This is a genomic window from Providencia sp. PROV040 (assembly GCF_032706145.1).
GTDB lineage: Bacteria > Pseudomonadota > Gammaproteobacteria > Enterobacterales > Enterobacteriaceae > Providencia > Providencia hangzhouensis.
Window position 1 is genome coordinate 1,473,482 of record NZ_CP120530.1, and the last position, 13,813, is coordinate 1,487,294.

Consider the following 13,813-nt stretch of genomic DNA (forward strand, 5'->3'; position numbering starts at 1 on the left):
CGTCAATAATTTAAAATAATTAATGTATTCAAGAATAATTTTATTTATGGAATTAAAAGTAGAAATAATAGATAACTTAGGGTTTAAATTGCCTTATTTTTCAGTAATTCAATGCATTCTTGAGCACCACGTTTAAGCACATGGCCTTTCAAACATACCGCGTGAATAGGCAGTTTGAAGCCATTTGGGGTATTTTTAAACTCAAGGGGTTTTAGTGAGCCATCGTTCAATTTATCTTTAATTAGTGACAAAGGGAAATTTCCCCATCCCATACCACTCTCGACTAAACCGAGAGCCAAAGAAAAATTGTCTGTTTTCCAATAATTACTGGAAACTAGAATGCGTATATCACTCAATTCACGTTGGCGGCTCGCAATAATAATTTGCCGGCTTTCAACAAGGTCTTCGATATAGAGCGATGTTTTATTTTGTAAAGAGGGATGTTTAGCCGAAATGGTGGCAATAATTGATTCTTCGCCAATATAATGAAATTGCTCTTGGGAATTAACATTTAAACCGCCAAAGACAATCGCAAGGTGAATTTGTTGTTCATGTAATAACGGTAGAAGATCATCTTGAGGTGCGGTAATCAGTTCAATATGCAATAAAGGATAACGCTGGCTTAAAATATGTAGAGCATCAAAGAGTAAATTGGCATTGATACCTGCTGCAATACCAATGGTCAATTTACTTTCGACACCTTGGGTCAACTCTAAAGAAAAAGTATTGAGTTGTGATAAATTAGCCACAATATGCCGTGCATAGGGCGCTAATGAAAGTGCCTTTTCAGTGGGCTTAGGCTCTCTAGTGTGTCTATCAAATAGTTCAAATCCAAGTTCAGCTTCTAGATTCGCCACGGCCATACTGACCGCGGATGGCACACGTTTTAATGCCCTAGCCGCCGCAGAAAATGAGCCTTTATCTAACACGGTAAGAAAAATCGTTAGGTTGTCACTATTAAATGGCATCATTCACCTTTCAATAAAACTGATAGAAGCTGACTTTTATTATCATTGAATTATATTTATTTTACCACTTTGTTGATAATGATATTTTTGGAGGTGGGAAAATGCAGGGGATTAAACGTAAAATTGTTTTTGTCACGGCTTATGAGGTGATTGGGTGGTTAATTTCAGCGTTGGCATTGGCTTTTCTTTCTGGTAATTCAGCGGAAACAACAGGCCCATTAGCTTTAGTCATAACAACTATTGCAGTGAGCTGGAACTTTATTTTTAATACCGCATTTGAATATTGGGAATCAAAACAAAAATCACGCATTAGAACCTTTAGGCGCCGGTTTGTACATGCCATATTATTTCAATTAACGTTGGTGATTTTTTTAATTCCTTTAATAGCATGGTGGTTATCAATTAGTCTTTTACAGGCGTTAATACTCGACTTCGCCTTAATTATTTTTATCCCAATTTATACTTTCTTTTTTAATTGGGCATTTGATAAGATTTTTGGATTACCTAAATCTGCCTTACCGCAAGAGAATAACGCCACATCATAGAAAAGTAAGAAAATTATCGAGTTTCCTTCCGTACTAACATTGTGCAGAAGGAAACTCGAATCACACATATTATTTTAATAACCTAGCCTTAACGGATTTCCCTTTAATTTTTCCTTGCTGTAAATGCTTCCAAGCTTGTACGGCAACCTCACGTTTGAGTGCGACGTAGGCATGGGTAGGGTGGATCACAATCTTGCCAATATCGGCACCATTGAGGCCAACTTCTCCGGTTAAAGCACCTAAAATATCTCCGGGGCGTATTTTGGCTTTTTTACCGCCATCAAGGCATAAGGTCATCATTGTCGCTTCTAACGGAGTGACTCGTAAACCTGTCGGTTCGGTTTGCCAATTAAGCTTCATGTTTAACATTTCTTCTAGAGCATTGGCTCGTTGGGCTTCTTCTGGCGCACATAAACTAATTGCTAAACCGCTTTCACCGGCACGTGCAGTTCGGCCGATGCGGTGAACATGCACTTCAGGGTCCCATGATAATTCATAGTTAATCACCATTTCGAGGGCTTTAATATCTAACCCGCGGGATGCGACATCCGTAGCCACTAATACACGGCTACTTCCGTTAGCAAAACGCACAAGAGTTTGGTCACGCTCACGTTGTTCCATGTCACCATGAAGCACTAAGACACTTTGTTTGCTGGCTGTTAAGGCATCATAAACGGCTTGGCAATCTTTCTTAGTATTACAGAAAACGACACAAGAAGCGGGCTGTTCACGGCTTAAGAGCTTTTGTAATAATTCAATTTTTTCGTGACGAGCGACTTCAAAAAATTGTTGTTCAACTGCGGGGAGTTCATCAACACTATTGATTTCAATGGTTTGTGGGTTATTTTGAATTTGCTGGCTAATTCGTGCAATTTCTTCTGGCCAAGTGGCTGAAAACAATAATGTTTGTCTATTAATTGGTGCGTAATCAATTATGGTCTCAATATCTGGCATAAAGCCCATATCGAGCATTCTGTCTGCTTCGTCTAAAACTAAAGTTTGCAATGCATCAAGTTGTACTGTTTCACGATTTAAATGATCAAGTAAGCGCCCCGGTGTGGCAACAATGATATGTGCTGCATGTGCAAGGGAGTCGCGTTGTACGCTGAAAGGCATACCACCACAGAGTGTCAAAATTTTGATATTAGGGATCGCGCGAGCTAAACGGCGCAATTCATTGGCGACTTGATCTGCCAGTTCACGAGTTGGACATAAAACTAATGACTGAGTTTTAAATAATTTGGCGTCAATATGTTGTAATAAACCCAGACCAAAAGCCGCAGTTTTGCCGCTGCCCGTTTTAGCTTGTGCTCGGACGTCTTTTCCGGCAAGTATAGGGGGAAGAGCGGCAGCTTGGATCTGCGTCATGTTTAGGTAGCCTAACTCTTGCAAGTTAGTGAGTTGTTCCGCAGAAAGCGCATTTAGGTCAGCAAATGAAGTCACAATACAATCTCAAATAGAATAAAAGGCATAATAGCGCTAATAATACTATTCCTACCTTACTCTGTCTGTTTTTAATTCGTCATTAATGTAGAATCCGGCTATCACTGATATAGTTCAAAATTAAATCAACAGGAAGTAATGAAATGGAAAATTTGCAACAGCGGCTAATTAATTATCGGCAGCACTTAGAAAGTGGTGAATTGAAATTTGCTTATGAGTATTTGATTAAAACTATCATGCAAGTAAAACAATATATTGCAAGAAATCCAGATACAGAATTTAAGTGTGGAAATGTATCCCCAGGCTATTTGGATTATACCTATTTTCCATTAGTTAATAGTTTTTTGACGGCAAGAAAACTTCGATTTGGACTCGTGCTAAATCATAACACGCTAAATTTGGAACTGTGGTTAATGGGGCAAAATGCAGCCGTACAAAAAGAATACTGGCAGAGTTTGAAAAATAGCCCTTGGAATCTGGATAAAACTGAAATGCCACAATAGAGTGTGTTAGCAATCAATTTACTTGTTGAACCTGATTTTACCGATAAAGATACACTATTTATGGATATTGAAAAGACAATATTTCCAGTTATGGAAGAGGTTATTCAATATCTTGAAAGTAGCAAATGATGTTTTGGAAATGTCGATGGCTTTTAGCACCACTTAAAAGTGGTGCTAAAAAGATGGGGGTATTCAATATTGATGTCTTAGATAGGACCTAAATTTGTCATTACAGCATATATTAGAGCGACAATAGAAATGGCTACCCATGTGAAGACTAACGGCCAAATAAATCTCACCCATTGTGTATAAGGAATTTTTGCCGTTGCAAGTACAGCCATTAAAATTCCAGAAGTTGGGTTAATACAGTTAACAACCCCTTCTCCAAGCAATACAGTTTGCACTGTCGTTTGGCGAGTGATTTCTAATAAATCGCCCATTGGCGTGAAAATAGGTACAAGCACTGCCGCTTCACCAGAACCTGATGAAATAAAGAAGTGCATAATTGCCGCGGTTGCGAACATGGAAAGGGCAGATAAGGTCTTCGGTAAGCCATCCATCATTGAAATAATGGCATTAACGATGGTATCTAAAATCATCCCATCAGATAATACGATAGCAATAGCGCGTGCCATACCAACGATAAACGCGCCACCTACCATTCCCGCACAACCTTTTAAGAAGCCTGTTGCAATGGTATTAGGAGACATGCGGTTTAAAATACCCACGCCAACGCCTAAGATGATAAACATAGCCATCATCTCTTTTTCTCCCCAGCCCCACTCAACAGCACCGAAAATAAATCCGACTAAGCAGAATGCGCTATAGGAAAGAATAATGACATGCAAAGCTGAAATTTTAGAGGTTTGGTGTTCGTCGGTATTAATTTCAATCTCAGGACGAACCATGCCTTTATTACGACATTTCTTGGTATAAATCGTTAAAAATAGAATACCCGCGATAACAAATGCAATATAAATAGCCATTCTAAAACCGAGGCCGGATAACAACGGGACGTCGGCTAAACCTTGAGATAAACCCACTGTCATTGGTGCCATGATTGAGGCATTAAAGCCCGAATAAGCCGCAACATAGACTAAAGCAGCACCAAATTTGTCGTCCATTCCCACGGATTTAGCGACTAAAAGACCAATAGGAACAAATGCAATAATTGAGTTAACGACAATCCCTGTTGTTCCTAAAATAGAAAAAACGACAAAGAATATACTGATTAGTAAAAAGTCATTAAGTCTTTTACTGCGCGAGATATTATTGAGTACTTTTTTGATGGCCCCGGTTTCCTCAAGAAGATGTAAAGCACCTCCAGTGAAAATAATCAAAAAGATAATAGGAGCAGCTTTGATTAGACCATCAGCTATTGAGGTGAAAATTTGCCCTGGCAAAATACCGTGTTGTTCTGGTAAGCGCTCATAACTTCCGGGAATGGTATAAGAACTAGATACTTTTGTTTCTATACCATCTTTTACCATGGTGATGACTTTTGTTTCTGATGCATATTGCCCCGCAGGAACGATCCACGTTGCAATACCCGCCAATACTAAGATGAAAAACAAAAGAACATAAGGGTTCAGACCTTCAGAACGTTTTTTAGGTGGTGTTGTTGTGTTTGTTGACATCGTTGCCATAGAGTTTCCTATTGGATTATTATTTATTGTGTAATGCGTTGTAATACATTGAAAAATAACTGTGCACGCTCTGTGAGTGACGGTATTTCTAAGTATTCTTTATCACTGTGCTGGTATCCACCAATCGGGCCTAACCCATCTACAGTGGCCGTTCCGACACCTGCAGTAAAAGAGGCATCAGAGCCACCACCCGTCGAAACATCAAGTAAATCAATGTTTAGTTGCGCAGCTTCTTCTTTAATGATGTTGATAAGAACGGTGCTTTCATCCGTTTTAGCCATAGGTGGGCGATTAATTCCGCCTGTTAAAGTGAGTTTGATGCCGTCTAATACTGGTGTACTACATACTTCCCTGACTTTTTTATCGATCTCAATACCCTGTTCTTCAGACGAAATACGGACATCGATTTCTGCTCTGGCATTCGGAGCTACAGTATTCACAGAGGTTCCACCAGAAATTAGGCCAACGTTAACGGATAGGCCTTTATCATGAGCAGAGAGTGCGTGTAACATTTGGATTTTATATGATAATTCCTGAATTGCACTAATGCCTGCTTCGGGGGCAATACCTGAATGAGAGGCTTTTCCTTCAATATTTAATACATAAGTTCCAACACCGCGGCGAGCGCTCACTATAGCGCCATTGGCACGAGCAGGCTCCATCACAAGTGCGTAGCGCTTTCCTAGTGCACATTGTTCGATGACACCGCGAGATGAAATAGAACCAATTTCTTCATCACAATTGAGGAGGATTTCAATATTTTTGTAGCGAATATCTTGATTATCATAAAGTTGCTTCATGACTTGATATACCATGACATGGCTGCCTTTCATATCAATCACGCCAGGGCCATAAGCTCGATCACCTTCAATGCTAAAAGGACGTTCAGTAACGGTGCCTTTAGGAAAAACGGTATCTAAATGCAATAAAATTAATATATCAGCCTTTATTGAAGGGTGATAAATTCGATAATTATTGCCGAGTGATTCATTTTCAATGATTTCGACTTCGAACCCCATTTCGCGATATTTTTCACACCAGACAGCAGCGTGGTTATCTACACCTTCTTTGTCATAAGAGCCTGATTCGATATTGACTACTTTTTCAAGTAGCTTAAGCATGCTGTCTTCATGCGCTAAAAAGTTATTATTCATGGTTGTTTCCTTATATTGTATTTACTACAAAATTAAGTTGTTTTTATTGTGGTAAATTTAATTTTAGGTGATATCAAAACAGGGTGTATATTAAGTTAAATTTATCTAATTCAGATTTTCACTAAATTAAACGCTGCTTTCATTAAAGGTAAAAAAACAAAAGAAAAAGGCAGTGTTAAAATTTGCTAATAATAATTGCGATTTTTTTTGATTCTCACTGTTTGTATTATGGGAAATAAATACCATAAATTTTTATGCTCTAGTGAGTCGTACCACAGTAAAGGATATAAGAAGTACCAATACTTGATAGTTGAATCATAGGCATTTTTTGACTGTATCATAATAAATAATTTGTATACAAGATGATTATTCACTAAAAATATAAACCCATTTAGAGAGTAATTTTATGGGGATATATAAGATGGAATACATTGCTGATATTGTTCGAGCAAGTTTGAGTTTCTAATGAAAAATTCTGTATTAGGCTAAATTGAGATTCTTTAAGAGAGTGTGATTAGAATAATTTATAAAATATATAGTGGTTATGCGTTTTTCTAATAATTTAAATAACGATAGCAATTCATTTTTCATAGCTTGTAATATTTAACTGTGTTTTTTTTAAACAAAAAAGTCAGAGTGATTAAATTAAAAACAACTCAGTCAAATTTAGTCTCTGTACTTTTCTTATAAATAGCCTTTGAGCATATTATTGCTTGATAGCCACTCTTTGACGTATTAATTGTATTTTTATTCATCGACTTTTTCTGTCTTCTAAGCGATATAGCTCATTGCAAGAAATAAGGTGAAAGAGAATAAGTTTCTCTTATATGACTATTATGCAGCATGAGAAGAAGCCAATTAGGCGTAAATACTAAGGTGTATGTTAAATTAACGACAAAATACCTACCAAATAATTACATTACGTGATGAAGAATTTAACTTGCATGGAACATTTGTTGTTTTATTTTAGTGGCTTATGTGGTTTTTACTGGGTAATTGATTGTGAAGAATAAACAAAATAATGATATTGTGACGGCTAGCTCATTTATCAAAACTTAACCAACAGCATGAATTTAAAGGCTATTTATTCTTGAATAGAAAAATTTTCTCTTAATTTGAAAAAAGGCACTAATTTTTAGAAAAAATTTTCTATTTCCCTGTGGCATATTTCTTTTAGCAACAAATATAAAGATATCATTTTTACTTTACTATATTGGGTTTTAGATAATGACTAAGAATATTGCTACAATTTTAATTCATGGTGGAAAGCAGCAAGATACTGTTAATCATGCTATTTTTCCTGCTATTACAACAGCCAGTACTTTCGTTCAACAAAGCTTAACAGAGCATGGTGAATATTGTTATTCACGTTGCAGCAACCCAACACGTTATGCATATGAAACCTTATTAGCTGAAATTGAAGGTGGAAGCTATGCAACAGCGACTGCATCCGGTGTGGCTGCTTCAAGTTTAGTTTTAAATTTATTACCAAAAGATTCACATATTATTGCAATGAAGGGTGTTTATGGAGGAACTTTTCGGTTATTTGAACGAGTTTCAACCATTAATAGCGGTCACCAAATAGACTATGTTGATTTGAATAATCTTGATGAAGTTAAAACAAAAATAAAAGATAACACACGCTTAATTTGGATTGAAAGCCCAACTAATCCCTTATTAGAATTAGTTGATATTAATGCTATTTGTTCACTTGCCAAAGAGCATAATATTTTAACTTGTATTGATAATACATTTGCAACAGCTTGGAACCAAAAACCATTAGAATTAGGTGCCGATTTAGTGATGTTATCGGCAAGTAAATATATTGGCGGCCATTCCGATTTAATTGGTGGTGCGGTGATCACCCAAAGAGAAGACTTAGCCAGCCGCCTTGATTTTCTAAAAACCACCCTCGGAGCAATTGCTTCTCCTTTTGACGCCTACCTTGCTTTACGTGGATTAAAAACATTAGCATTACGTATGGCATCACAATGCAGTAATGCCGCACAAGTTGCGAAATATTTATCAACACACCCGAAAGTTGAGCAGGTTTATTACCCTGGATTACCTTCGCATCCTCAATATGAATTATGCAAAAAACAAATGCGTACAGGAGGAGCGGTTGTGACGATTAAATTAGCAGGGGATATTGAAGACACCAAAGTCTTTTTATCTAAAGTTAAATATTTTGTTTTAGCGGAATCATTGGGGGGTGTTGAAAGTATGGTGAATCATTCGGCAACCATGTCACATGGGTCGATGACAAAAGAAGAAAGAGAAAGTATCCAAGTATTTGACACCACATTACGTTTATCCGTAGGTATTGAAGATATCACAGACTTATTAAATGATTTAGAAAACGCACTATCTTAATTTATTAAAATAAAAATAAAATATAATAAGAGAGCATCTAATGAATGATTATGGGATTTGGACCATTGTCACGCCAATGGTGACGATACTTTTAGCCATTTTTACACGACAAGTTATATTATCATTATTACTGGGGATATTAGTTGGTTTTACCGTTATATATGATCACAATATATTATTAGGTATAAACGGAACGCTCGATGGCATTATTAATACGTTTGCATCACCGGGAAACACAAAAACAATTCTATTTATGGTAATGATTGGCGGTATTATGCGGCTCGTCGTTGTTACTGGTGGTGTGCGTTCATTGGTTAAATTATTAACAAATAAAACAAAGTTAATTAAAAATAAAAAAGCTGTTCAATTAATGGCGATGATTATTACATCATTAATTTTTATTGAAAGCTCTATTAACCAATTAATTGCTGGAGCATCAACAAAAACATTAGCGAAGAAATACGGAGTTTCGCCAGAAAAAATGTCCTACATTGTGCAGACTTCCTGTGTATCAGTGTGTTCATCAGCCATGATTAACGGCTGGGGAGCGGCAATGATGGGGGTTATTGGCGTACAAATATCTAAAGGTTTAATTACTGGAGAGCCTTTTGAAATTTTAGCTGGCTCAATGGTATTTAATATCATGGCGTGGTTTTCCCTCGCTTCAGTGCTGTTTTATATTTTCTCCAATGTTTCTTGGGGGCCAATGAAAAAGGCGGATTTACGCGCAGAGCAGCAGGCTTTAACTTTATTATCCGCGGAAGAAACTGAGCAGGATGATGAAGATATTATTGAGCACCCTAATTGCCATACCTCTCTTAACTTCTTTATCCCAATTTTATCAACGGTATTAATGGTGCCTGTTGCGCTTTATATCACCGGTAATGGCGATTTTAGTAAAGGTAGCGGTTCAACATCGGTATATTGGGGAGTCATGTTTGGAACTTTAGTCTCTTTTGTGTGGTTCTTAGCACGTCGCGTACTTAATATTGAGACTTTCTTTAAAGAATTATATATCGGTTATGCCAGCATGGTAAAAATTAGCTCGGTGATGATCCTCGCTTTTTTAATGGGAACCGTTTCTTCAGATTTAAATACCGGTGCCTATATAGCAGAAATCACCTCGGGTGTTATTTCGCCGGCTTTCTCAATAGGCTTTATCTTCTTAATTAGTGCGGTAATGTCATTAGCAACAGGAACATCGTGGGGAACATTTGCCATTATGATCCCAATTGGTGTGCAATTAGGACTTTCAGTCGGAATGCCTGTTGAATATATGATTGGTGCAGCCATTGCAGGTTCAATTTACGGAGACATGACATCACCAATTTCCAGTGATGCAATTGTGGCTTCTATGGCAACAGATTGTGACCATATTGAGCATATTCGTACCCAAATGCCTTATGCAACAGTTACGGCCGCGTTTGCGCTGATAGTTTATCTGTATTTAGGTTTCACATATTAATAAAGTGAATAAAATAATAAAGATTAGGCAAAATTAGCTGCAATAAATAAAATAGATTTATTTCAAGGAGTAGCACCGCTAGTAAAACTAAATAATCATTCAGAATATTTAGGTCATAATATTTATACTGATGGTGCACTCGCTATTTTTGTTCATTCTGAAATCAATGTGGCAATAATTAAATAGACTTTTGATAATGCGATTTACTTATGAAAATTAATACCAAGGTTATTCATGGATACCCCATGACAGATAAATATACCGGAAGTTCTTCTATCCCGTTATATCAATCATCTACATTTTCACAAGCCAATATTGAGGAAAGTTACGACCATATTTATTCTCGTTTTTCCAATCCAACGAGAGATGCATTAAGTGAGGCTATTTGCGCGATTGAAAATGCAAAATTTGCTGAAGTTTTTTCCTCAGGAATGGCAGCAATAAGCGCCGTATTGCTTAATTTTAGTCAGGGCGACCATATTGTTGCCTGCAAAAATATATATGGTGGCTCTTTCCAATTAATGACTGAATTTTTACCACGCTACGGTATTTCAGTCACATTTGTTGATGCGACTAATCCAATGAATTATCAGCAAGCAATAATGGAAAACACCAAAGCGTTTTATATTGAAACGCCATCTAATCCAACGTTACAAGTGACGGATTTAAAATCTGTTATTGGGATTGCGCAGCAGCATAATATTATTACTATCTGTGACAATACCTTTATGACGCCGTTGTTATCAGATGTTATTTCTCTTGGAATTGATTTTTCTATTAATAGCGCAACTAAATTTATTAATGGCCATAGTGATGTGATCTTGGGGACGGTAGCAACGAATAACCCTGAATATGCGAGGTGGTTACATAAGTCTGCAGTTGCTATTGGCAGTATTGCTGCACCATTTGACAGCTGGCTGACAATGCGAGGTTTAAAATCAATGGCAATGCGGGTTGAACGAGCCAGTGAAAATGCGCAAAAGCTTGCAGAATATCTGAATGAGCATCCAAAAGTACAACACGTTTTTTATCCTGGGTTAGCTTCGCACCCAAATCATATCATTCATATGCAGCAATCTAAAAATGGCGGAATGGTGGTTTCCTTTGATTTGGGTAGCTATGAAAATGTAAAACGATTTTTAGACGCGGTTCGTATTCCACTCGTTGCAGTCAGTTTAGGGGGAATTGAATCAATTATTTCCTACCCTAAAATGATGTCCCATGCTTGTATCCCTGAAGAAGAGAGATTACTGCAAGGCGTAACGGATGGGTTATTGCGTTTCTCACTGGGCTGTGAAGATATTGATGATTTACTTGCTGACGTCGGTTCTGCTTTATCGCAAATACAGTAATTAGGCGATTATCAACGTATTTTAATTCCTCAGTGGCACTAATCACATCCCAAGAAAGTACCAATAATATATTCAAGCCCTCTAAATAATCAGATTATTTAGAGGGCTTTTACTTCACGAAACGGTTATTTGAACGATATAAAACTAAAGACAAAGCTCTTTATTCGCTGGATTTAATTTAGCGGCTTGTTGGATATGTCTTAAAGTTTCAGTGGCCAATAGTGCGGAGGCTTCATAAAATGCATTCCCGCTTTGCAATTGCATTTTCTCTAAATAGCGATAGACCCAAGGTAGAAAATGTAATTCTAGCAATTCGCGTAGTAGTTCTGGTTTATTTTCAATCACCCAGGCGGTGAGAAGAAATAATAACCCTACATGATCTTCTGGCTCTTTTTGGTTTAATTCAATATTGATTTGGTTATTACGGAGCCATGCTCTTAACTCAAGTGTCGAAATACCAAAAATAACATTTTCTTTATCAAGATAAACAGAACCCCAAGGTGGTGCTGGTAATGCATAAGGGCCTATAAATAAGCGCTGATAGGCTTCTTGTAATGTTTCTGATTCAGAAAGATTATCTTGAAAGAGTTTATCAATACGTTGGCAATCATAATCCTGAGTAAATGGCCATTCAGCTAACCATTCGCTCGTCGTAAATAAATCAATTAACTTATTTACGCGTGCATCAGAAGGGTCATAATAAAATAATGCCCCTAAAGTTTGCGCGCAAAGCGAAAAATCTGCCAATAATTTTTGTTCCATATTTGTCCACATTGCTATGTTGATGATGACTCTTTGGTGTGATCGTAGCGAAACATGAGATTGTTGTCGATGATAAGAAAGTCATTAACCTTCTTATCATCGTAAAAAACAATGAATTAGTCGTTAGCCTGCAACAGCCATACCCACCGTCATATGCAGCCCGTAGAAAATGCCTCTACCAATCAATTCACCAAAAATCACCAATAATACGGCGACTAGTAGCCCAATAATTGAAGGGTTTTTCATTTTAACATGCGGGTAAATCCAGAAAGCTAGCCCCAATGTTAAGCAAACAGTACGCCATCCCATCAGTGAGGCATAATCTGGAACAAGCTCTGATGCTTTTTGTACTGAACTTTGGATAGAGCCTAATTCAAACCCCTGCGCTGTCACCAAGATACTACTCGCAATCACTGCAACAATACTGATTAATGTAAAGAAGCGGACGTTATTGATATCATAGCTAGCTATGCGCAATAAAAATGCGGCAAGAACAGGCCCCGCAATAAAGCTGGTTAGGATAAATTGCAAACTACCATAGTGATTAAACCAAGTTGGGACGGTATCAATTTGGTAAACGCGAGATATGGCATAAATAAATATTGCCGCACAAATGATAGTGACGATTAACCAAATATTGCCGACAGACTTGGGCATCTTCTTTAATAATGACAATAACCAATATATCCCACCTAAGGCAAAGAATATTGAGCCACTGACTATTTCGTTACTGAGCGCTGAATGCCCAACACGTATCATCGAATTAAAGGCACGCATCGGTGAGCCCATATGTAGCATGGAGAGTAAAAAGCCAACTCCCATTAACACCCATAAACCAAACATGCTCATCACTATTTTATGATGCTGTTCTTGCATGGGTTTCATTAACAATACCAGAGCCATGAGAATAAATGCGCCAGCAACACTTTGACCTATAACGGTGAAGAAGATTAACGGATATTCATGTAAGCCTGCGCCCATTTTAAACTTCCTCCGGATTAGCTAAATAACCTGTGGTGTCGCCCACAGGACGGCAATTTGCATTGAGATTTAATACAATATTGGGTTTGGTATAATGTGCTGCTGGTAGCGGTGCTATTTCATTGATTGTTCCGTATTTCTCACGTAACTCTTCAATGGGCCCAAAATCTAATGCACGTAGCGGGCAAGACTCAACACAAATGGGTTTTTTGCCTTCAGCCACACGTTCATAGCAGCCATCACATTTAGTCATATGCCCTTTGACTGCATCAAACTGCGGTGCACTATAAGGACATGCCATATGGCAATAACGGCAACCAATACAGACACTTTCGTCAACAACGACAAAGCCATCTTCACGTTTATGCATTGCGCCACTTGGGCAAACTTTAACGCAAGCAGGATCTTCACAATGGTTGCATGAAATAGAGAGGTAATAAGAAAATACATTTTGATGCCATGCGCCATCTTGCTCTGTCCAGTCGCCGCCTGCATATTCATAAATACGACGAAAATGAACATCAGCGGATAAGTTTTTAAAATCTTTACAGGCGAGTTCACACGTTTTGCAGCCCGTACAACGTTGTGTATCAATATAAAAACCATATTGTTGTGACATAC

At 37.6% G+C, this 13,813-nt stretch carries 12 protein-coding genes; 5 read left to right on the forward strand and 7 right to left on the reverse strand.

Annotated features, from left to right (window positions below; genetic code table 11):
* Positions 1-83 precede the first annotated feature (83 nt).
* On the reverse strand, positions 84-968 hold the full coding sequence (locus P3L40_RS06680) for a LysR family transcriptional regulator (RefSeq protein ID WP_210852419.1): 885 nt from the start codon (positions 966-968) through the stop codon (positions 84-86).
* Between the two features lie 101 nt (positions 969-1,069).
* Here P3L40_RS06680 and P3L40_RS06685 point away from each other — a divergent pair, with 101 nt between their 5' ends.
* Positions 1,070-1,513: a PACE efflux transporter gene (locus P3L40_RS06685; RefSeq protein ID WP_004262335.1), complete on the forward strand. Its 444-nt coding sequence runs from the start codon at positions 1,070-1,072 to the stop codon at positions 1,511-1,513.
* A gap of 69 nt (positions 1,514-1,582) precedes the next feature.
* On the opposite strand, the gene dbpA is transcribed toward P3L40_RS06685, so the two are convergent.
* Positions 1,583-2,956 carry an ATP-dependent RNA helicase DbpA gene (dbpA, locus tag P3L40_RS06690; protein ID WP_144140651.1) on the reverse strand — a complete coding sequence of 458 codons (1,374 nt, stop codon included), beginning with the start codon at positions 2,954-2,956 and terminating at the stop codon, positions 1,583-1,585.
* A 143-nt stretch (positions 2,957-3,099) separates the two neighbouring features.
* Between dbpA and P3L40_RS06695 the strand changes: the two genes are divergently transcribed.
* Positions 3,100-3,459, forward strand: a complete 360-nt coding sequence (locus P3L40_RS06695) for a DUF7000 family protein (protein ID WP_210852394.1) — start codon at positions 3,100-3,102, stop codon at positions 3,457-3,459.
* A 206-nt stretch (positions 3,460-3,665) separates the two neighbouring features.
* Here the strand turns inward: P3L40_RS06695 and P3L40_RS06700 are convergent, their stop codons facing one another.
* On the reverse strand, positions 3,666-5,105 hold the full coding sequence (locus P3L40_RS06700; RefSeq protein WP_247605778.1) for a YfcC family protein: 1,440 nt from the start codon (positions 5,103-5,105) through the stop codon (positions 3,666-3,668).
* Positions 5,106-5,128: 23 nt separating this feature from the next.
* Positions 5,129-6,259: a M20 family metallopeptidase gene (locus P3L40_RS06705; protein WP_136135158.1), complete on the reverse strand. Its 1,131-nt coding sequence runs from the start codon at positions 6,257-6,259 to the stop codon at positions 5,129-5,131.
* Between the two features lie 1,227 nt (positions 6,260-7,486).
* On the opposite strand from P3L40_RS06705, the gene P3L40_RS06710 reads away from it, so the two are divergent.
* The 3 genes from P3L40_RS06710 (at position 7,487) to P3L40_RS06720 (ending at position 11,449) form a co-directional block, all read left to right on the forward strand.
* Positions 7,487-8,632 (forward strand): trans-sulfuration enzyme family protein, encoded by a 1,146-nt coding sequence (locus tag P3L40_RS06710; protein WP_210852396.1) that lies wholly within the window; start codon positions 7,487-7,489, stop codon positions 8,630-8,632.
* A 40-nt stretch (positions 8,633-8,672) separates the two neighbouring features.
* A complete protein-coding gene (locus P3L40_RS06715) occupies positions 8,673-10,097 on the forward strand; it encodes a Na+/H+ antiporter NhaC family protein (RefSeq protein WP_112307329.1) in 1,425 nt (474 codons plus the stop codon).
* Positions 10,098-10,342: 245 nt separating this feature from the next.
* Positions 10,343-11,449, forward strand: coding sequence for a trans-sulfuration enzyme family protein (locus tag P3L40_RS06720; RefSeq protein ID WP_196731636.1), 1,107 nt, complete (start codon positions 10,343-10,345; stop codon positions 11,447-11,449).
* 144 nt (positions 11,450-11,593) lie between these two features.
* On the opposite strand, the gene dmsD is transcribed toward P3L40_RS06720, so the two are convergent.
* The 3 genes from dmsD to P3L40_RS06735 form a co-directional block, all read right to left on the reverse strand.
* Positions 11,594-12,211 carry a Tat proofreading chaperone DmsD gene (gene dmsD, locus P3L40_RS06725; RefSeq protein WP_036958487.1) on the reverse strand — a complete coding sequence of 206 codons (618 nt, stop codon included), beginning with the start codon at positions 12,209-12,211 and terminating at the stop codon, positions 11,594-11,596.
* 123 nt (positions 12,212-12,334) lie between these two features.
* The gene (locus P3L40_RS06730) at positions 12,335-13,192 is read right to left on the reverse strand and encodes a DmsC/YnfH family molybdoenzyme membrane anchor subunit (protein WP_096863217.1); all 858 of its coding nucleotides are present in this window, start codon (positions 13,190-13,192) and stop codon (positions 12,335-12,337) included.
* Between the two features lies 1 nt (position 13,193).
* Positions 13,194-13,811 (reverse strand): DMSO/selenate family reductase complex B subunit, encoded by a 618-nt coding sequence (locus P3L40_RS06735; protein ID WP_096863216.1) that lies wholly within the window; start codon positions 13,809-13,811, stop codon positions 13,194-13,196.
* Positions 13,812-13,813 lie beyond the last annotated feature (2 nt).

Excerpts from the sequence above, each read along its gene's own strand:
- P3L40_RS06700 (WP_247605778.1), bottom strand. The coding sequence starts at position 5,105 with ATGGCAACGATGTCAACAAACACAACAACACCACCTAAAAAACGTTCT.
- P3L40_RS06685 (WP_004262335.1), top strand. The coding sequence starts at position 1,070 with ATGCAGGGGATTAAACGTAAAATTGTTTTTGTCACGGCTTATGAGGTG.
- P3L40_RS06705 (WP_136135158.1), bottom strand. The coding sequence starts at position 6,259 with ATGAATAATAACTTTTTAGCGCATGAAGACAGCATGCTTAAGCTACTT.
- P3L40_RS06715 (WP_112307329.1), top strand. The coding sequence starts at position 8,673 with ATGAATGATTATGGGATTTGGACCATTGTCACGCCAATGGTGACGATA.
- P3L40_RS06695 (WP_210852394.1), top strand. The coding sequence starts at position 3,100 with ATGGAAAATTTGCAACAGCGGCTAATTAATTATCGGCAGCACTTAGAA.
- P3L40_RS06680 (WP_210852419.1), bottom strand. The coding sequence starts at position 968 with ATGCCATTTAATAGTGACAACCTAACGATTTTTCTTACCGTGTTAGAT.
- P3L40_RS06730 (WP_096863217.1), bottom strand. The coding sequence starts at position 13,192 with ATGGGCGCAGGCTTACATGAATATCCGTTAATCTTCTTCACCGTTATA.
- P3L40_RS06710 (WP_210852396.1), top strand. The coding sequence starts at position 7,487 with ATGACTAAGAATATTGCTACAATTTTAATTCATGGTGGAAAGCAGCAA.
- P3L40_RS06735 (WP_096863216.1), bottom strand. The coding sequence starts at position 13,811 with ATGTCACAACAATATGGTTTTTATATTGATACACAACGTTGTACGGGC.
- dmsD (WP_036958487.1), bottom strand. The coding sequence starts at position 12,211 with ATGGAACAAAAATTATTGGCAGATTTTTCGCTTTGCGCGCAAACTTTA.
- P3L40_RS06720 (WP_196731636.1), top strand. The coding sequence starts at position 10,343 with ATGACAGATAAATATACCGGAAGTTCTTCTATCCCGTTATATCAATCA.